The sequence below is a fragment of the Peribacillus acanthi genome (assembly GCF_003073175.1).
In the GTDB taxonomy this organism is placed as follows: Bacteria; Bacillota; Bacilli; order Bacillales; family DSM-1321; genus Bacillus_BN; species Bacillus_BN acanthi.
On the sequence record NZ_QBBX01000015.1, the window covers coordinates 52963 to 72073 of the forward strand.

General features: G+C 38.9%; 19 protein-coding genes. 6 read left to right on the forward strand and 13 right to left on the reverse strand.

The window, feature by feature from the left end; translation table 11 throughout:
• Positions 1-40: 40 nt before the first annotated feature.
• The 4 genes from nagA (at position 41) to DBX25_RS14915 (ending at position 3500) form a co-directional block, all read left to right on the forward strand.
• The gene (gene nagA / locus DBX25_RS14900; RefSeq protein WP_108671607.1) at positions 41-1207 is read left to right on the forward strand and encodes an N-acetylglucosamine-6-phosphate deacetylase; all 1167 of its coding nucleotides are present in this window, start codon (positions 41-43) and stop codon (positions 1205-1207) included.
• Positions 1208-1225: 18 nt separating this feature from the next.
• Complete coding sequence (gene nagB / locus DBX25_RS14905) at positions 1226-1957, forward strand: glucosamine-6-phosphate deaminase (protein WP_108671608.1); 732 nt, start codon at positions 1226-1228, stop codon at positions 1955-1957.
• A gap of 17 nt (positions 1958-1974) precedes the next feature.
• Entirely contained in the window at positions 1975-2700 is a 726-nt protein-coding gene (phnF, locus tag DBX25_RS14910) for a phosphonate metabolism transcriptional regulator PhnF (RefSeq protein ID WP_108671609.1), read from the forward strand.
• Positions 2701-2789: 89 nt separating this feature from the next.
• Positions 2790-3500: an N-acetylmuramoyl-L-alanine amidase gene (locus tag DBX25_RS14915; protein ID WP_108671610.1), complete on the forward strand. Its 711-nt coding sequence runs from the start codon at positions 2790-2792 to the stop codon at positions 3498-3500.
• Positions 3501-3595: 95 nt separating this feature from the next.
• Here DBX25_RS14915 and DBX25_RS14920 read toward each other — a convergent pair whose 3' ends face one another.
• Genes DBX25_RS14920 through DBX25_RS14930 form a run of 3 tightly spaced genes read right to left on the reverse strand, consistent with a single transcriptional unit; the run spans position 3596 to position 5258 of the window.
• On the reverse strand, positions 3596-3796 hold the full coding sequence (locus DBX25_RS14920) for a PspC domain-containing protein (RefSeq protein WP_240620336.1): 201 nt from the start codon (positions 3794-3796) through the stop codon (positions 3596-3598).
• A 21-nt stretch (positions 3797-3817) separates the two neighbouring features.
• Positions 3818-4930 carry a DUF4097 family beta strand repeat-containing protein gene (locus DBX25_RS14925; RefSeq protein ID WP_108671612.1) on the reverse strand — a complete coding sequence of 371 codons (1113 nt, stop codon included), beginning with the start codon at positions 4928-4930 and terminating at the stop codon, positions 3818-3820.
• A 16-nt stretch (positions 4931-4946) separates the two neighbouring features.
• The gene (locus DBX25_RS14930; RefSeq protein ID WP_108671613.1) at positions 4947-5258 is read right to left on the reverse strand and encodes a magnetosome magnetite crystal formation protein family; all 312 of its coding nucleotides are present in this window, start codon (positions 5256-5258) and stop codon (positions 4947-4949) included.
• 318 nt (positions 5259-5576) lie between these two features.
• Here DBX25_RS14930 and DBX25_RS14935 point away from each other — a divergent pair, with 318 nt between their 5' ends.
• Positions 5577-5756 carry a hypothetical protein gene (locus DBX25_RS14935; protein WP_108671614.1) on the forward strand — a complete coding sequence of 60 codons (180 nt, stop codon included), beginning with the start codon at positions 5577-5579 and terminating at the stop codon, positions 5754-5756.
• Positions 5757-5874: 118 nt separating this feature from the next.
• Here DBX25_RS14935 and DBX25_RS14940 read toward each other — a convergent pair whose 3' ends face one another.
• Positions 5875-6735: an AraC family transcriptional regulator gene (locus tag DBX25_RS14940; protein WP_108671615.1), complete on the reverse strand. Its 861-nt coding sequence runs from the start codon at positions 6733-6735 to the stop codon at positions 5875-5877.
• A 187-nt stretch (positions 6736-6922) separates the two neighbouring features.
• Between DBX25_RS14940 and DBX25_RS14945 the strand changes: the two genes are divergently transcribed.
• Entirely contained in the window at positions 6923-7132 is a 210-nt protein-coding gene (locus tag DBX25_RS14945) for an alpha/beta-type small acid-soluble spore protein (RefSeq protein WP_108671616.1), read from the forward strand.
• 229 nt (positions 7133-7361) lie between these two features.
• Here DBX25_RS14945 and uvrA read toward each other — a convergent pair whose 3' ends face one another.
• The 9 genes from uvrA to DBX25_RS14985 form a co-directional block, all read right to left on the reverse strand.
• Positions 7362-10235, reverse strand: coding sequence for an excinuclease ABC subunit UvrA (gene uvrA / locus DBX25_RS14950; protein ID WP_108671617.1), 2874 nt, complete (start codon positions 10233-10235; stop codon positions 7362-7364).
• A 7-nt stretch (positions 10236-10242) separates the two neighbouring features.
• Positions 10243-12222: an excinuclease ABC subunit UvrB gene (gene uvrB / locus DBX25_RS14955; RefSeq protein WP_108671618.1), complete on the reverse strand. Its 1980-nt coding sequence runs from the start codon at positions 12220-12222 to the stop codon at positions 10243-10245.
• Between the two features lie 195 nt (positions 12223-12417).
• Positions 12418-12648, reverse strand: a complete 231-nt coding sequence (locus DBX25_RS14960) for a CsbA family protein (RefSeq protein WP_108671619.1) — start codon at positions 12646-12648, stop codon at positions 12418-12420.
• A gap of 791 nt (positions 12649-13439) precedes the next feature.
• Positions 13440-14678, reverse strand: coding sequence for a sensor histidine kinase (locus DBX25_RS14965; protein ID WP_108671620.1), 1239 nt, complete (start codon positions 14676-14678; stop codon positions 13440-13442).
• Positions 14651-15331 (reverse strand): response regulator transcription factor, encoded by a 681-nt coding sequence (locus DBX25_RS14970; RefSeq protein WP_108671621.1) that lies wholly within the window; start codon positions 15329-15331, stop codon positions 14651-14653. The genes DBX25_RS14965 and DBX25_RS14970 overlap by 28 nt, the downstream gene beginning before the upstream one ends.
• Positions 15332-15495: 164 nt before the next feature.
• The gene (locus DBX25_RS20685) at positions 15496-15651 is read right to left on the reverse strand and encodes a hypothetical protein (RefSeq protein ID WP_157950985.1); all 156 of its coding nucleotides are present in this window, start codon (positions 15649-15651) and stop codon (positions 15496-15498) included.
• 341 nt (positions 15652-15992) lie between these two features.
• Positions 15993-16394 (reverse strand): anti-sigma regulatory factor, encoded by a 402-nt coding sequence (locus DBX25_RS14975; RefSeq protein ID WP_108671622.1) that lies wholly within the window; start codon positions 16392-16394, stop codon positions 15993-15995.
• An 18-nt stretch (positions 16395-16412) separates the two neighbouring features.
• Positions 16413-16766 carry an STAS domain-containing protein gene (locus DBX25_RS14980; RefSeq protein WP_108671623.1) on the reverse strand — a complete coding sequence of 118 codons (354 nt, stop codon included), beginning with the start codon at positions 16764-16766 and terminating at the stop codon, positions 16413-16415.
• Positions 16767-17002: 236 nt separating this feature from the next.
• Positions 17003-18994 carry a methyl-accepting chemotaxis protein gene (locus tag DBX25_RS14985; RefSeq protein WP_108671624.1) on the reverse strand — a complete coding sequence of 664 codons (1992 nt, stop codon included), beginning with the start codon at positions 18992-18994 and terminating at the stop codon, positions 17003-17005.
• Positions 18995-19111: the final 117 nt, after the last annotated feature.

Consider the following 19111-nt stretch of genomic DNA (forward strand, 5'->3'; position numbering starts at 1 on the left):
CTTACTAAATTGATACACTATTAAAAAAGGAGGAATCTTCATGACCATTTCAGTCATAAAAAATGCGGACATCTATGCAGAACATGGAGTTATCTCAAATGGGTTTATATATATTCAAAACGGAAAATTGCTGGCTGTTTCCCAATCCGAATTAGACTTTAAAACGGATGAAGAAATTTCCTTACCTGCTGGCCTTAAAATTGTTCCCGGGTTCATTGATATTCATATCCATGGTGCGAACGGTGCGGATGCCATGGATGGCACGGAAAAATCTTTGAAAACCATGAGCTCTTTCTTGCCTAGCGAAGGGACCACCAGTTTCTTGCCCACCACGATGACACAAAGTCCAGAAGAGATAGAGACTGCCTTACGATGTATTCATCAATTTTCAAACAGCGATTACGATGGAGCCGAAATTATTGGGGTCCATTTGGAAGGCCCTTTTATTAACCCTTCTAAACGTGGCGCACAACCAGATACCCATATTAAGCAACCTGATCTAGACCTGTTCATGAAATGGCAGGAAGCATCGGGTAATACTATTAAACTCATCACGCTTGCACCTGAAATGGAAGGAGCCCTCCCAGTCATCCAAGAACTTTGCCGTAATGGAGTATGTGTTTCAATCGGACATTCAGATGCCACCTACGAAGAAGTGGTTGCCGGGATCGAAGTCGGTGCTTCCCACGTCACTCATTTTTTCAATGGAATGAGTGGTCTTCATCATCGTGAACCAGGAGTCGTGGGCGCCGGCCTACTTCGAAAGGAGCTTACTGTTGAACTGATATGCGATGGCATCCATTTTAACCAAGACTTAATCCATCTCGTCTTACAATCGAAAGGATTGGACCGAATTGTACTGATTACTGATTCGATGAGGGCGAAGGGATTAAAGGATGGACAATATGAACTTGGTGGGCAAGCCGTTTACGTTAACGACAACAAAGCTACGTTGAAAGACGGTACGTTAGCTGGAAGCATCGTCAGTATGATGGATTGTATACGTTTAGTACATTCCGTAACTAACCTGCCATTCGAAGACATCATCAAGCTTGCAACCCATAACCCTGCCAAACAAATTGGAATGTTTGATCGAAAAGGGAGCATCTCTCAAGGTAAGGATGCTGATTTAGTTGTACTAAATGATCAGTTAGATATAGTGATGACCATTTGCAGAGGTAAAATCGTTTATCATAAACCACTTTAATGAAGCGAGGTTCATGAGATGGCAATTCAAATTATTAAAGCTAATGATTATGAAGAATTAAGTGCACTTGCTTGTAAAAAGATTGCTGATATTATTACCCAAAACCCATCGGCTGTATTAGGTTTGGCAACCGGAAGTACACCAGTAGGATTATATAAAAAGTTAATTGAAAGTTATCAGAAGGAAAACCTTTCTTTTAAAGAAGTTAGAACAGTAAATTTAGACGAATACATTGGATTACCTAAAAATCATCCCAATAGCTATCACACTTTCATGAAAAATATCTTTTTTTCACAAATCGATATTCTAGAAAGCAACACGCATATTCCTGATGGAACTGCGACTGACTTAGAAGAAGAAGGCTTAAGCTATGAAAGGCTGATTCAAGCTTTAGGTGGCATTGACTTGCAAATTTTAGGAATAGGACATAATGGTCATATTGGCTTTAATGAACCTGGCACTAGTTTTCATGAACAGACACATCTTGTAGAGCTAACTGACAGTACAAGAAAAGCAAATGCCCGTTTCTTTCCATCACTAAATGATGTTCCTAAACAGGCTATCACGATGGGAATCGGCACCATTTTAAAAAGCAAGGAAATTCTCTTGCTTGCATCAGGATCTTCAAAGGCAGATGCTGTGAAACAATTGCTATCAGGAGAAGTCTCGATTGACTTCCCAGCTTCAGCCTTAAAAAACCATCCTTCAGTCGCTCTAGTCGCAGATAAAGAGGCACTTTCCCTAATGTAGCCAAAGGAGGAATCTCATTGATTAACAAGCAATCTCCAGTCCCTATCTATTTTCAGTTAGAAGAGTGGATGAAGCAGCAAATAGAGGATGGTAAATGGAAGGCAGGCAGAGCCATTCCTTCCGAACGCGAGCTGTCCGAACAGTTTAAAGTAAGTAGGATGACCGTTCGTCAAGCTCTTGCCAATTTAGTTCAAGAAGGAATCCTTTTGAAGAAAAAAGGATTAGGAACTTTTGTAAAAGAACAAAAGTTAGAGCAGGTACTTCTTGGTCTGACCAGTTTTTCAGAAGAAATGTTAAAGAGAGGCATGACCCCAAAGAGTATATTAATAAACTTTGAGAAAATCACAGCCAATCCCCTCGTAGCTAGTCAATTAGCCATTCATACAAACGAAGAAGTTTTTCGAATTGAAAGAATCCGACTTGCAGATGATGTTCCCATGGCCTTTGAAACTGCATACCTTCCTGCACATCTATTTGGAGAGATGACAAAAGAGGATGCTTATGGGTCACTATATGACTATTTGCAAACACAAAAAGGGCTCAAAATCCAAGAAGCTAAACAGGATATAGAAGCCTTGCTAGCTGATACTAGGTTAGCAGAGTTTCTTCAAATTAAAGTAGGGGCGCCAATCCTACAGATTACAAGAACTGCATACCTACAAACCGGTACTCCTTTTGAATATGTTCGAACCGCATTTAGAGGAGATCGATACCGTTTTAATCATCAAGTAACCAGATATTGAATTCGCCTAGGAATAAAGAGGAAGCCCGCCCCTTTTTCACCTTCTAATCATATAATAAGTTAGATTCTATCCAATAGAGGTGATCTTTGATGAAAATTGTACTCGACGCTGGCCACGGATACGAAACGCAAGGGAAGCGTTCTCCCGATGGAATGAAGGAATATGAATTCAACCGAAAAGTCGCACTTTTTGGTAGGGATTTGCTGTCTCAATACGAAGGAGTAGAAGTAATTTTCACTCACTCGGATCAGGATGATGTTCCTCTCCAAACAAGGACGAGTAAAGCGAATTCAAGCCAGGCAGACCTATTTATTTCGATTCATGCAAATGCTTATGGAAGCGGTGGGTGGAGTAGTGCTGAAGGTATTGAAACCTACGTTTACACAAGTCAACCAAAGGAAGCCATGTCATTTGCTCAAAAAGTGCATCAAAATCTCATAGTAGCCACTGGATTAGAAAACCGAGGAATTAAAACCGCTAACTTTCATGTATTGCGTGAAACACATATGACCGCTATATTGGTCGAATGTGGCTTTATGACAAATAAAGAGGAAATCAAGCTGTTAAGAAGTGAAGTTTATCAAAAGACTTGTGCAGAGGCCATTGTAAAAGGAGTGGCACAGTTTTATAAATTAAAAAAGAAACAGTCAAGCCCTACTGCAGTTAAAACTCCATCTAGAAAATCTTCCACATCACTCTACAAAGTTCAACTTGGAGCATTCCAAAGCCAGGATGCTGCAGAAAAAATGGCCAATGAACTGAAAAAAGCGGGGTATGAAGCCATTGTAGTTAAAAGCTAAGAGGATGAAAAAACCACTCTACTTTGAACTGCCCCAATTGTTAGACATAACTAACAATTGGGGGCATTTCAATACTGCAGAGTGGTTTAATTTTTTTATAGAGATTCATTACTGTTTGGAAGAATAAACACTAACAATCCGTATAGCACCAATAAAGGAAACACACCTGATGTAATTAATGCTACTGCAAACAAGACACGCAATATTGTACTATTCAAGCCTGCATATTCTGAGAGTCCTCCAATAACTCCAGCTAATTTCCGATTATACTTTGATCGAGTCAGTTTCTTTGACACATGGATCACCTCTCTTCAATTCTATGACTCAATATTTCGTTTTACTGTAATGGAACCAGTCTTCGTATCTGCAACAATTTGAAGCTTGTGAAAAGCGGATTCTATCATTTTAAATTTCAATGTTTTTTGAGCTACTTCATTTTTCTCTTCTACAATTTGTATTCCCGAAAGATCTAGGTTAAATCCACCTAAATTAGACTTTAACTCTCCCTCTACGGCGGATTCATTCGGAATGAATAAATCAACGCTACCCGTAACGGCCTTTGCTGTTATGGACTGAGCGGCTCTATTATGAAGCTTCAGATTAATATTTCCATTAAAGGTTTGCAAATCTGAATACAGTGATGTACCTTCAGCAGAAATGGAACCGTTAATGGTTTCAATCTCAAGCTTTTTGAAAGCACCAGCGGTTAATTCGATATTACCGTTCGCTGTTTCGAATTCTCCAACTTCCGCAGACGCATTAGAAATGAGGACTTTTCCATTCGCTGTTTTTGCATGGAGAGTTTGCGCTTTTAGATTTTCTGCTGAGATACCTCCATTGAAAAGTCGAATTCTTACTTTTTTATACTCTTCGATAGGAACGAATACTTTTGCATCAAACTTCATCCATTTTTGTTTTGCATATAATTCAAGTCGATTCTTTTCAATAGTGAAAGTGGTCCCTTCTTGAAGAAGTTTTCTAGCTTCATCGACTTCATTCGTTCGATAAACCTTTGCATGACATTCCACTCGAACATCCCTTTGATCCCATGGAATCAACTCCAATTTCCCATTGGCAATATCAATATCGATATCCTCGAAACTAGCATCTCCATGCTGAAAGATATGTGACACTTCCACTGACTGTCCAAGCTTGAAATCTAATTCAAGCTCTTTTACTTTGTCTAACACCGTGTGAACGGCACCGAATAATTTATCTTTTAACGAATGTTGTGTTTTCTTTTGCGCCGTTTCTTCTGTCTTGTCACCCTCATCATTGACTATTGTGGAAAGGCTTGTGACCACTTCTTTTTCCTTTTCGACTTTCACTTGCTCTGCTTGATCTAGTTCATCTAATAACGTCAAAGCCTCTTCAGTAGAAAGCTTCCCTTGTTGGACCATTTCTAATATCTTCTTCTTCACTTCAACCATTAGACTTCCTCCCATTCTAATTGTTTACTAAAATCTTAATACCACGAACGATATTCCAGATAAAAATAACGAAAGAAGCAAGACCTGAAAGTACTAACGAAATCATCATTAAGATTGGAAAACCAGAACCTATAGTAAAATCAGCAAATCCAGCAACGATTGCTAATGGAATAAATACAAGTGGAATGATATGTGATAAGAAAGCTGACTTAGCATGATTTTTCACAAAAGCATCATCTGATACAAAATAAACGATGATGGGCAATAAAAATGGTGCAAAAAACACACTGAAATAATTTAATGAAGCTAACACTTTGTTTGTTTCCATCTTTGAACTCCCCTTTTTCCCTCTTATGTTTCTCTCAATACTTACGCATCATCATGATAAAAGTTTCATTATATCTTCAATCCCCCACTATATAGAGTCCTCTTTTTTCGACAAATACACCTGACAATATTCTCAAATGGAAATCATCCTATTTCCTTGGAAATACTACATTGTTGGATTCTTCAATCAAACGTTTGATTAAGGACGCAATTGTCGACTTTTGCCAAGCATTAGCGATTCTCGTCAAGAGTTCAAAAGGTTTATTTATAGAGAAATAGGCTATTAAACATATATACGAATGAAAAAGGAGAGTTATGTATGAATCCCATCCAAGAAACCAATATTGAATTACTGGACTTATTTGAGGACGCTTTGGAGAGAAAATTAAAACCACTGGAAACACAAATCCTGCAAGACATCATCTTATCTGGTGAAGAGAGTAGAATCGTGTTCCTTGAAATGATGAAGCAGCTGGTGAATAAGCACAAGACCTATTAAGATGATTGGTGAATTAGCATTAGAAAACTCTTCGATTTGTTAATCTTATGATTTAATTTTTTTGGAGAGTAAAAATAAGAAAGCACAAGGACCATACAGTCCAAGTGCTTTTCTTTGATTATTTTTTTACCGGTATCCATATTTCACTATAATAATCCTCGGAAAAAGGATCAGTATCACTTACGTAAACTTCCATCTCAGGTCCACCAGCATGCTCATAGCCAGTTGCTGGGAACCATTCGGAAAAAATCCTTTCCCATACCTTTGGCATTGCATCTGGCATTGCACCGTGTACCGAAAAAACAGCCCAAGTCGCAGATGGAATCTGTCTTTCCTCCCAATCATTCGGAATATCCTCTATATTTTTCTCTGCCGCAATTAAGTAAGCTAAATTCTCTTGTTGTTTATCAAAGTCCAGGCATATTCCCATTAATCCAAGAGAACCACAGTTTTTATCAAGCTCTCTTGTGAATCCATTCTTATTTGATTCATCCCAGAAAGCAGCAATCGCTCGGTTATTCTCTCCTCCTATTGTAGTTGTACGAATACTTTTACCTACAACGTTGAAAGAATCTTTTTCTACAATCTTGTAATCCATTTCCACATCACCCTTTAACTGAATTTGAAAAGAGAGCTTTGGATAAGCCTTTAAGGAATGACTATTTTTCTTTACGGCTGAAGGACTGATACCATGAATTCTCCGGAATGCTTTCGTAAAAGACTCTGGACTTTCATATCGATACTTCATTGCAACGTCAATCACTTTCGAGCTTGTATTAACTAGTTCCTGCGCAGCTACTGTAATTCGACGATTTCGGATATATTCACTGACGGTATATCCCGTTAGCATGTTGAACATCCGTTGGAAGTGAAATTTAGACATACAGGCGATTGCAGCAATATCATCAATACACAGATCATTGTCTAAATTGCCTTCTATATATTGGATGCTCTCTAGCATTCTTTGAAGTCCCTCCATGTGAACCTCTCCTTTCTATCTCAGTTTATCAACATCGGTTCAGCCATTCCTGTTATTCCGTGCTCTTTTATGACAGATTACTACTCCTTATCCCTTGTTAGAAAATGGAAAATATTATAATGAATAGAGCCATATTAGACAACCAAACTATGAATGTAATAATATTTTGATTTTGGGAGGTAACAACATGGCACGTAACAACAATAGAAATCAAATTTTAGCCCCAGGTGCACAACAAGCTTTACAACAAATGAAGTATGAAATTGCACAAGAATTCGGAGTTCAACTTGGAGCTGACTCTACTTCAAGAGCAAATGGTTCAGTAGGTGGAGAGATTACTAAGCGTCTAGTTCAGATGGCTGAAGGACAATTAGGCGGTTACAACAGAGGTTTCTAATTTTTTCATTAATCTTATAGTCAACGCCATTTAGGTGTTGACTTTTTTGTGTTAATTAGCTCTTTTATTAGGTTTAGATAATATCAGTTAGTTAACAAAATGCGAAAATATAGACTCCCTTATATTAATCTTTCGCAAAAAAGAACACCAATTCCTATTCAAATGGGTGTTCTTTTTTGCTGTTTTTTCACCCTCAACAACCCTTTGAAGGTGAGTTTCTTCACTTTTTTTATACACGCTCGTGTTCTTTTTCTTCTATTAACTTCTCCATACGGATGCGATCTCGCTCTAAAATCGGTTTTAAGTATCGACCAGTGTGGGAAGCTCCAACCTTAACAATCTCCTCAGGTGTACCGGTAGCAAGGATGGTTCCACCCTTATCTCCACCTTCAGGTCCTAGGTCCACAATATAGTCAGCAGCCTTGATGACATCCAGGTTATGCTCTATGACAAGTACGGTGTCACCATTTTCAACTAGACGTTGAAGTACAATCAGTAGTCTAGCAATATCATCCACATGTAAGCCCGTCGTTGGCTCATCTAAAATGTATAGGGAGCGACCAGTAGAACGACGATGTAATTCCGCTGCAAGCTTCACACGTTGCGCTTCCCCACCAGATAAGGTGGTTGCTGGCTGCCCGAGCTTGATGTATTTTAGACCAACATCATAAATAGTCTGTAGCTTGCGGTGTATTTTCGGGATATTTTCAAAAAACTCCACAGCATCTTCTACAGTCAAATCCAAGATATCAGAAATGTTCTTCCCTTTATATTTCACTTCCAGCGTTTCGCGGTTATATCTCTTACCATGGCAAACCTCACAAGGGACATACACATCAGGAAGAAAATGCATCTCAATCTTGATAATTCCGTCTCCACGGCAAGCTTCACAACGTCCGCCTTTGACATTGAAACTAAAGCGACCTTTTTTGTAACCTCTTACCTTTGCTTCATTTGTTGAAGCGAAAACATCACGGATATCATCAAACACACCCGTGTAGGTTGCTGGGTTTGAACGAGGAGTTCGGCCAATTGGAGATTGATCAATATCAATGACCTTATCTAATTGGTCGATTCCTTTAATTTCTTTATGCTCACCTGGCTTCGTTTTTGCTCCATGAAGCTTTTGAGCTAATGCTTTGTGTAAAATTTCATTGATTAATGTACTTTTACCAGAACCAGAAACTCCAGTTACTGAGATGAACGTCCCTAATGGAAATTTTACAGAAACGTTCTTGAGGTTATTTTCAGAAGCTCCTTTAATTTCGATGAATCGACCATCCGGTTTTCTTCTATCAATTGGAAGAGGAATGAACTTCTTACCGGATAAATACTGCCCAGTCAACGAATTCGGATCCTCCATGACTTCAGCAGGAGTTCCAGCAGAAACAATCGTTCCGCCATGCACACCCGCTCCTGGACCTACATCAATCAAGTAGTCGGCAGCGATCATCGTATCTTCATCGTGCTCAACCACAATCAATGTATTACCGATATCCCTCATATTTTTCAACGTATCAATCAACCGATCATTATCCCTTTGATGCAGACCAATTGATGGCTCATCCAATATGTACAGAACCCCTGTAAGCCTTGAACCAATTTGTGTCGCTAAACGGATGCGCTGCGCTTCTCCACCAGATAGCGTACCCGCCGCTCTGCTCAATGTTAAGTATTCGAGACCTACATTGGCTAAGAATCCTAGCCTTTCTTGGATTTCACGTAAAATTAGCTTGGCGATTTTCTGTTCTTTTTCAGTAAGATCTAAGTGTTGGAAAAATTCGTTAGCTTCTTCGATTGAAAAAGCTGTTGTGTTCCCGATGTGAATACCTTGGATTAGTACGGATAAGCTCTCTTGTTTTAAACGGAAACCTTTGCAACCAGGGCACGGATGCTGTGCCATGTACTTCTCCATTTGCTCACGAATGTAATCCGAGCTCGTCTCTTTATACCTTCTTTCGACGTTTCCAATTACACCTTCAAAATCAATGTAATTTTCTCGGATTTGCCCAAAATCATTTTCATATCGAAAATAAACCTTTTCTCCTTTGGAACCATAAAGGATTTTATCCAGTTGTGCGGAAGGAATATCTTCTACTGGAGTATCCATATCTACCCCAAAGTGATTAGCGACAGCTTCTAGTAACTGAGGATAGTATTGAGAACTCGTCGGTTCCCATGGAGCAATCGCACCTTGCTTTAATGATAATCCTTGATTTGGAATCACCAGGTCCCGATCAACTTCTAATTTAGAACCTAAACCGTCACAATCAGGGCATGCTCCAAACGGACTGTTAAAGGAGAACATCCTAGGCTCCAATTCTGTTACTGAAAAACCACATAACGGGCATGCATGATGCTCACTGAATAAAAGCTCTTCTTCTCCAATAACGTCAATGATCACTTTCCCATCGCCTAACTTAAGAGCGCTTTCCAGTGAATCAGCTAACCTAGCCTGGATACCATCCTTAATCACTATACGATCGATGATGACTTCAATCGAATGCTTCTTATTTTTTTCCAGTTCTAGTTCATCGCTAAGGTCATGAATTTCCCCGTTCACACGGACACGGACATAGCCTTGTTTCTTAATTTCTTCAATAACTTTGACATGAGTTCCTTTTCGCCCAGAGACGACAGGAGCTAAAACTTGCAGCTTTGTTCTCTCAGGGTACTCTAGAATCCGATCGACCATTTGCTCAATTGTTTGTGAGGAAATCTCAATATTATGAACCGGACAGGTTGGCCTCCCGATTCTTGCAAATAGCAAACGAAGGTAATCATAGATTTCCGTAACGGTACCAACAGTAGAACGTGGATTACGACTTGTTGTCTTTTGGTCAATCGAGATGGCCGGTGACAATCCTTCAATCCCGTCTACATCAGGTTTATCCATTTGTCCTAAAAACTGGCGGGCATAGGCGGATAGTGACTCCACATATCGTCTTTGTCCTTCTGCATAAATCGTATCAAAGGCCAAGGAGGATTTACCCGATCCCGATAATCCCGTTAACACGACTAATTTGTCTCTTGGAATCGTGACGTCAATGTTTTTCAAATTATGAACCCTTGCACCTTTTACAATAATCTTATCCATTGCCATTGTTTCGTCACCCCTCCGATTTCAACTCTAATATAAGGTCACGAAGCTCTGCTGCACGTTCGAAATTCAATGCCTTTGCAGATTCCTTCATTTCCTTCTCCATTTGTTCGATTAATTTGTCTCTTTCTTTCTTCGTCATTTTGTTCAGTTTCGCGGTTGGAGCATATTCTTCCTGCTCCTCGGCAGCATGTGTTGCCCTAATAGTATCTCGAATCTCTTTTTGGATAGTTTGAGGTGTGATGCCATGCTTTTGATTGTATTCTTCTTGAATGGCACGACGACGCATCGTTTCACTGATCGCTAATTCCATCGAATTAGTGATTTTATCCGCATACATTACAACATGACCATTCGAATTTCGAGCAGCACGTCCAATCGTTTGAATCAAAGAACGTTCCGAACGTAAGAAACCTTCTTTGTCTGCATCTAAAATGGCTACTAAAGAGACTTCTGGAATATCTAGTCCTTCTCTTAAAAGGTTAATGCCAATAAGGACATCGTATTTACCCATCCGGAGATCCCTAATAATTTCAATCCGTTCAAGCGTCTTGACTTCAGAGTGTAGATATTGAACTTTAATGCCAATTTCCTTTAAGTAATCCGTTAAATCCTCGGACATTTTTTTCGTCAAGGTTGTAACAAGAACACGTTCATTCACTTTAATACGTTCATGAATTTCCCCAATCAGATCATCAATCTGTCCTTCAATCGGACGAACATCTATCGTAGGATCAAGAAGACCCGTAGGACGAATAATCTGCTCAATCATTTCTGGTGTATGTTCAAGCTCATATGGACCAGGTGTTGCAGAAACAAAAATAGCCTGACTAACCTTTTTTTCGAATTCCTCGAAACGTAGAGGTCTATTATCTAGCGCTGAAGGAAGACGGAATCCATGGTCCACTAGCACTTGCTTTCTAGCTTGGTCTCCATTAAACATTCCTCGAATTTGTGGGAGTGTCACGTGTGATTCATCTACAACGAGTAAAAAATCCTCTGGGAAGTAATCTAACAAAGTGTATGGAGTTGAGCCGGTAGGTCTTAGCGTTAAGTGCCTCGAATAGTTTTCGATTCCAGAGCAGAAGCCCATTTCATTCATCATCTCAAGGTCATAGCGGGTTCTTTGCTCGAGTCTTTGCGCTTCTAATAACTTATTATTTTCGCGTAAGTCTTTTAAACGCTCCTCTAGTTCCGCTTCGATGTTCCCAATCGCGACCTTCATTTTTTCTTCTCGGGTTACGAAGTGGGATGCAGGAAAAATGGCAACATGATCTCTTTCACCGATGATTTCTCCCGTTAGAGCATCCACCTCTCGAATTCGGTCAATTTCATCACCAAAGAATTCGACTCTCATACAGTGCTCGTCACGTGACGCAGGGAAAATCTCTACAACATCTCCACGAACACGGAATGTTCCGCGTTGGAAATCAATATCATTTCGTTCATATTGGATATCCACAAGTTTATGTAACAACTGATTACGCTCCAACTCCATACCAGTTCGGAGAGAAACGACCATTTCCCGATATTCTTCAGGTGAACCTAAACCGTAAATACAAGAAACACTCGCTATAATGACGACATCTTTCCGTTCAAATAACGATGAAGTAGCAGAATGTCGTAATTTATCTATTTCATCATTTACGCTTGAGTCCTTTTCAATGAACGTATCCGTTGATGGAACATAGGCTTCAGGTTGAAAGTAATCGTAATAACTTACAAAGTATTCAACCGCATTATTAGGAAAGAATTCCTTGAACTCACTATATAATTGTCCAGCTAATGTCTTGTTATGGGCAATCACTAGGGTTGGTTTATTGATTTCCTTTATTACATTTGAAACGGTGAATGTTTTTCCGGTACCTGTCGCACCTAGCAAGGTTTGGTGCTTCTTTCCTTGCTGGATTCCTTCGACAAGGCTTTTTATCGCTCCTGGCTGATCGCCTTGAGGAGAATATTTTGAAACTAGCTGGAACACATCTTTCACTAAGGAAGCCTCCTAACGATAAGTCATGTAACTTACTTTACACTGGTTGTTGAGACAGGCTGATTTCAATACGATTATAAGTTTTCAATACTTACATTCTACCACAAAAAGGATAAAACAAACCAACAAAAAGCGAACATTCATTCGATTTTTTCACAAAAGAAAAAACACCTCATGTAGGTGTCTTGGAATGCATTATGCACTTTTTTCAGATTTCCTAAATAGACGTTGTGATAACCACAAGCCAAAAGTTAGTGAAAAGGCATCGATAATAATCAAGTGCCAGCTGTCAGTATAACCTTTATAAACCGAAGCTGCTATCAAAGCAACCGTTAAGGCCAAACCAACAAAATGATTATATGTGACTCTTGTAAAAAGAAGGACAAGCATAGCAGGTAAAATAAGTGCAGAAATAATTTGAATCACGTTTGAAGCTCCTTCCAATTATTAAAAGATGTATATAATAAATTGATTTATTTTTAAATTTTCTATGATTACTAACTATATAACCTATATGGAAGTTTTACAACCTTTGATGCCAGTTGTCCCGTTTTGTTTGCGTTGTTTGATTAATGAACGAATGGATAGCGGATTTTACCGAATTGGGGCTGGATATCCCAGTATATTGCGGAACTGGGCCTATATTTTATCGAAATGAGGCCAACATTTTACCGATGTTGAACTTGTCGAACGTTAATTACCGAACGGGACTGTTATTTTACCGAATCGACCCTCTTTTTTACCGAAATGACCAGATTTATTACCGAACGAACCAACTTTATTACCAAACATTTGAAAGCAGGGCATGCACCAAAATTGCACTTGTCTAACCTTAATTACCGAACAGGATTCTTATTTTACCGAATCGACCCTCTTTTTTACCGAAATGACCAGATTTATTACCGAACGAAGCAACTTTATTACCAAACATTTGAAAACAGGGCATGTGCCAAGATTGCACTTGTCGACGTTAATTACCGAACGGGATCCTTATTTTACCGAATCGTTCATCTTTTTTACCGAAATGACCAGATTTATTACCGAATCGACCAACTTTATTACCAAACATTTGAAAACAGGGCATGCACCAAGCCTATACACTAGCGATCGCATGATTGTACCTATAATTTTAAAAACTAGCCCCGATGTCGACTGACTTCTCCTCTTCCAATTTATGCAAATAAATGGAGACTGACTACACTCAGAGCCAGCCTCGACTATTTCGGGAAGATTACCTTAATGGTAGTCCCCATTCCAACAACGCTATCCACTTTTATTTTCCCCTGGTGCTGGTCAATGATCCATTTGGCAATTGATAGCCCTAGACCTGCACCTTCTGACTTTGTCCTTGATTGTTCACCTTGGAAAAAACGATCGAAAATCCTCGGCAATATTTCTTTTTCAATCCCTATTCCATTGTCCTTTACAAGTAATTCTACTGAATTTCCTTGATTCCGACAGAGAACTTCAATTTGCCCCTCTTCATTGGTATACTTCATGGCATTATCAAGCAGGATGACCATGAGCTGATGAATTTTCTCTTTGTCTCCCGTCATCGTCACCTGTTCTTCCGCTTTCAGTTCCATTGTCTTTCCTTGATACAGTGCAATCTCCGAATAGTTTTCAACCACTTCTTCAAGCAGCTCGGTTAAAGAAAAGACCTTACGTTCAATATGGATTTCATTTGAATCCGACCTAGTAAGAAGCAATAGATTGTTCACCAATTTAGTCAGTCTTCTGCATTCCCTGACTATGACCGATATTTCCGATGCCTTCTCTTCTATGGTTGCATTCGGTGCCCTTAATAACAATTCTGATTTAGATTGAATAACAGCAAGAGGTGTCCTTAGCTCATGAGAGGCATCGGATACAAATTGCTGTTGCTTTCCCCACGCTTCCTTAATAGGAATAAACGCTTTATCCGCTAAATAAAATCCAGCAGCAATGGAGACAAACCCACCAATGATGGTTCCAATTGTCAAAATTAATTGTAATCGGTCTAATAGCTCCTGTTCGGTATTTACATTCCGTAATAACTGAACTTTCACCTCTCCCATAGGAGTTTGAAAAGTATTGGCTATGCTACGAAAATAGTAACCTTCAGCGCTTTTCTCTTCTAATTGACCGATTTTCCTCGGCAAAAATCTTTCACTATTGTTAGAGAAAAGAGTGTCACTTTCATTCCATTCTATGACCTTGTTATTCTCATCCCACAACAGCATTGTGATTCGGGGATCTCGGACAAAAGCAGGCTTTCCTATTGCGGGGTCTAGGGGGATAAATCCACTTTGTGCCACTTCTTCAAAACGTACCATCATCCGTTTTAGTCCCTCATCGGAATCGGAATATAGAAGCGCTTTTAAATAAGAATAAATAACCGTTGATAGTGCACCTATGATTAATATTAAAATTATTGAATTCAGAATGGTTAAACGGAATCTGGTTTTTTGAAACAATAGCCTATTCCCCTCACTGTTTGCAAATGTTTATCATACCCGAAAGGCTCCAGTTTTTTTCGGAGATGATGGGTGAACACTTCCACCACGGCTACTGATGTGTCGGAATCAAAGCCCCAAATCCGATCGTAAATTTGTTCTTTCGTTAATATCGTCCCAACATTCTGGATGAAAAACTCCAATAAATCATATTGTTTTAAAGTCAGCTTGATAGACTCGCCATTAATCGTTATTTCTTTTTCCCGACCATGAAGCTCCATGCCCTCGTAACAAAGTGTCTGTTTAGTGGTCAAGCTACCGCTTCTTCTTAACATAGCACGTAGTCTTGCCTCTAATTCAGGAGCTTGAAAGGGTTTGACTAAATAATCGTCCGCTCCAAAGTCCAGACCCTTCACCCGGTCTTCCAAGGAGTCTTTTGCTGTTAGAAACAACACGGGAGTCCCAACATTTTCGGCTCTCATTCGTTGAATAATCTCAAAGCCGTTTATTCCAGGTAACATCACATCGAGCACGATTGCATCGTATATGTTTTGAAGAGCCAGGAAAAGACCTTCATCTCCATCCGATGCGATGTCCACCGTAAAGTGAACAGATAAAAGATCCTTAATGGAATGAAGTAATTCAATATTGTCTTCTACAACTAATATTTTCATAGAATCTCCTCCTCAACTCTCTCCAAAACCATTGTAAAATTACTGTTCATGAATACGCAAGTAGTTACTCATTCTTTAAAAAACGGAGACTAGCATGATATTAATGTGCTGATTCATTTTTTCATATCAACTAATCTCCCTTATTGATTTTCATTCGTATTACTTTAACTTCCATCATGATTCATCATCGGGAAGTTGATTCGTTCCATCATAGCTTGGCGTTGATTCTGTATCGTAATCAAATAGCCTAATCCTCCAAGGATGACTAGATTAAAAACTAAACTAACTACCATAAATGTTTTCATCCACTTTTGCTTCATACTTTTTCTCTCTTTTTACTTAGTAATAGTGATTATGCAATAGGATTCTAAAAATCAGCTTAATAAATGATCGAATTTCTCATCGAGATCAGAACTTATTGAATCCATGAAGAAAATTCGACAAGTTGGGCGTAAAGTAATCAAAGCTGGGCGTAAATCGTAAAAAGTTGGGCGTAAAGTGATCAAAGTTGGGTGTAAGTCGATGAGTTAGGCGTAGACCGATTAAAGTTGGGCGTAAATCGAGGAAATTTTGGCGTTAATTTGTTTAAGGGGAATAATTCCCAAAATAAAAAACCACCTTCCTAAAAGAAAGATGGCACCTAAAATTTATGTTATATAAATCATTTCTTCCACTTAATTCCGATAATTTCTGTTCCCTCTCCAACTGTAGATTCGATTGAGAAATCATCGAATAGTCTCTTAGCCCCAGGAACGCCTGCTCCTAAGCCTCCAGAAGTAGAATATCCGTCTTCTAAAACTTTACGCACATCCGAAATACCAGGTCCTTCGTCGATTGCATAGATTTTTAAGCCATGCTTTCCTTGTTCGAACAGTTCTTCTATGATGATTTTTCCTGGTAAGGCGTACAAGTATATGTTTCTTGCTAATTCGGAGATTGCGGTCGTAATTCTGGCTTGGTCCACAACACTGAAATTCAAGCGCTTAGCTTCTTCTCTACCCTTTTGGCGGGCAAGTACAATGTCCCATTCATTATTTATATTAACAACAACACGATTTGACATGGGTCTCCTTATCACCTATCAGGATAGAATTCTTTCTAGTATTTCGATTCCTTTTTCCAAATCCAACGCAGTATGTCCACCATTTAAATTAATACCTAGTTCAATTAAGGTAATGGCAACAGCTGGTTGAATTCCAGTAATAACGACTTTAGCTCCCATTAACTCTGCCATAGATACAAGGTCGCCTAAAATCTTAGCAATAAAGGAATCAATCATATCTAAAGAAGTAAGATCTAAAACCACTCCACCTGCACCGGTTTCATGAATTTTTTGCAGCAAGCTTTCCTGTAATTCAAGGGCTGTCCGATCATCCAATTCCACTTGAATCGATATCAACAAAAGGTTGTTTAGCTTAAGAATAGGAATTTTCAACGAATTTCCTCCTGCAATTTTAATTGAATTTATATATGGTACACCATTAATCTTCTATAAAACACTACTTGGTAAAGCCATAGGTAAACTATATTATAACAATTTATTATAGCACACTCAATTTATTAAAACGGGAAATATTACTTAAAAGGAAACATCTATCTATTCAAAAGCTCATGCCTAAAACTTTATTAATGAAAAACAGTCAGGCATCTCTACCTGACTGTTCCTACTCATTATAAATTAAACTTCTTAATCGAATCTTGAAGCTCTTCCGCCATATCTGCTAATGCAGCTGATGATGCGGCGATTTCTTGCATAGACGCTAACTGTTCTTCCGTTGCGGCAGAGACATCCTGACTTTGTTGGTTTGTATTAAGTGCAGAGTGTTCAATTTCCTTTACAATCTCCACTACCTTATCAATGCCTTCACCCATCACTTGTATAGAAGTAGAAACTTCTTGTATTTGTGAGGTGACAGTGCTGACAAATTGTCCGATTTCCTTAAACGAACTACCTGCAAAGTTCACAATCTCTATACCTTTTTGAACCTCTGCAGAACCTTTTTCCATCGATTCCACCGCTTGGTGTGTATCTTCTTGGATAGAAGAAATCAGCTGACGTATAGTTTCAGTAGAATTGGAACTTTGTTCAGCTAACTTACGAACTTCGCCTGCCACGACAGCAAATCCTTTACCATGTTCACCCGCTCGAGCTGCTTCAATAGCAGCGTTTAAAGCAAGCAAATTCGTCTGGGCAGCAATACTTCCAATCACGTCAACGATTTGGCTAATTTCGGCTGAACGCTCCCCAAGATTATGCACAACTTTTCCAAGTTCATTTACATTACTATGGATATTGTTCATTTGCTGAATTGATTGGTTGATTGCTTCTTCCCCTTGCTGAACCGCCTCCGTTGCCTGTTCGGCAGTTGATGAAACGGTCATGGAATTCTTCATGATTTGCTGAGTGACTGAGCTCATTTCATGAACCACTTCTGTACTATCTTTTACCATAGCAGTTTGGACATCTGTAGATGAAGCCACTTCTTGGATGGAGTTAGCCACTTGTTCAGTCGCTCTATTATTTTCATCAGAACTAGCCATCAACTGTTCAGAAGCAGAAGCCAATTGATTTGACTTATCTCCCACATTTTGAATTAGTTCACGTAAAGCCACTACCATGCCATTAAAGCTTTGTCCAAGTTTTCCAACCTCATCATACTCTGGGCCTTCGTATTGTTGAGTTAGATCACCTTCACGTATTCTTTCAGTAACAAGATTTAATTGGTTTAATGGGCGGATTATTGATCGAATAATTAAGTATGAAATAATAGCACAAATCACTAATGAGATGGCAATAGTAATCACGGTCACGATAATTATAGGATTTACCGCATCAGAGATTTCGTTAGTATTCATCGTTCCGGCAATCTTCCAACCAGTCAGCTTATTAGTCGTGAAAGTAAGTTCCTTTGCCACACCTTTAAGCTGATAGGAAATATCGCCACTTTCTTGTGACATAATTGTTTTTTTCCAGCTTTCCTTCGCATCTTCACCGGCTTTTTCAGTTGGGTGAATGAGGTATTGGCCATTAGCACTTAAAATAAATGGATACCCCTTATCCCCAATTTTAATATTATGTGCCAGTTTACTTAACGTCTCCAACTGCAAATCAATTCCAAATACTCCTGAATTATCTGCTGTACGTCTTGCGACTGTAATACTGATATTCCCTGTAGAGGCGTCCACATAAGGATCTGTAATAATTGTCTTGCCATCATTCTCTACTGCCTGCTTAAACCAAGGACGTTCTCTAGGATCAAATCCTTGTGGAAGTTCTATAGACGGATCAATGATCATCTCTCCATCTTCTGTCCCTATGTATACATTCACTACTTCCGAATTAAGCGCTTTATACTCTCCAAGCAAGCTTAATAATCGAACCCGATTTGCTTGTGTGTAGGAAGCCTCACTCATCCTTTTCGCAAAATAATCCACATCGTTTGTACGTGTTTCAATACGCGAGGTGAGAAGCTGATCCAATACTTTCACGTTTTCATTGGCGGATTGAAGAATTTTTTCACGGATTTCTTTTTTAGAGGTGTCATACGACATATATCCGACGATTGCTGGTGGTATAAGTAAAATAAATATGAATGATAATATCAATTTTCTCTTAATCGTAGTCTTTAAAAAACCTTTAAACTGTTTTTTGCGTTTTTTCATACCGAAATTCCTTTCTATCTAACAAATATACGTGCTAAAAGATTTGCTCTTGCCTCCTTCTTAAAAATTTTATCTAGTTAGTTATATTATCGGAAGGAAAATAGAACTATGAAATTG

Coding starts and splice junctions, on each gene's coding strand:
- nagA (WP_108671607.1), top strand. CDS start 41: ATGACCATTTCAGTCATAAAAAATGCGGACATCTATGCAGAACATGGA.
- nagB (WP_108671608.1), top strand. CDS start 1,226: ATGGCAATTCAAATTATTAAAGCTAATGATTATGAAGAATTAAGTGCA.
- DBX25_RS14915 (WP_108671610.1), top strand. CDS start 2,790: ATGAAAATTGTACTCGACGCTGGCCACGGATACGAAACGCAAGGGAAG.
- DBX25_RS14925 (WP_108671612.1), bottom strand. CDS start 4,930: ATGGTTGAAGTGAAGAAGAAGATATTAGAAATGGTCCAACAAGGGAAG.
- DBX25_RS14930 (WP_108671613.1), bottom strand. CDS start 5,258: ATGGAAACAAACAAAGTGTTAGCTTCATTAAATTATTTCAGTGTGTTT.
- DBX25_RS14935 (WP_108671614.1), top strand. CDS start 5,577: ATGAATCCCATCCAAGAAACCAATATTGAATTACTGGACTTATTTGAG.
- DBX25_RS14940 (WP_108671615.1), bottom strand. CDS start 6,735: ATGGAGGGACTTCAAAGAATGCTAGAGAGCATCCAATATATAGAAGGC.
- DBX25_RS14945 (WP_108671616.1), top strand. CDS start 6,923: ATGGCACGTAACAACAATAGAAATCAAATTTTAGCCCCAGGTGCACAA.
- uvrA (WP_108671617.1), bottom strand. CDS start 10,235: ATGGCAATGGATAAGATTATTGTAAAAGGTGCAAGGGTTCATAATTTG.
- DBX25_RS14970 (WP_108671621.1), bottom strand. CDS start 15,331: ATGAAAATATTAGTTGTAGAAGACAATATTGAATTACTTCATTCCATT.
- DBX25_RS20685 (WP_157950985.1), bottom strand. CDS start 15,651: ATGAAGCAAAAGTGGATGAAAACATTTATGGTAGTTAGTTTAGTTTTT.
- DBX25_RS14975 (WP_108671622.1), bottom strand. CDS start 16,394: ATGTCAAATCGTGTTGTTGTTAATATAAATAATGAATGGGACATTGTA.
- DBX25_RS14985 (WP_108671624.1), bottom strand. CDS start 18,994: ATGAAAAAACGCAAAAAACAGTTTAAAGGTTTTTTAAAGACTACGATT.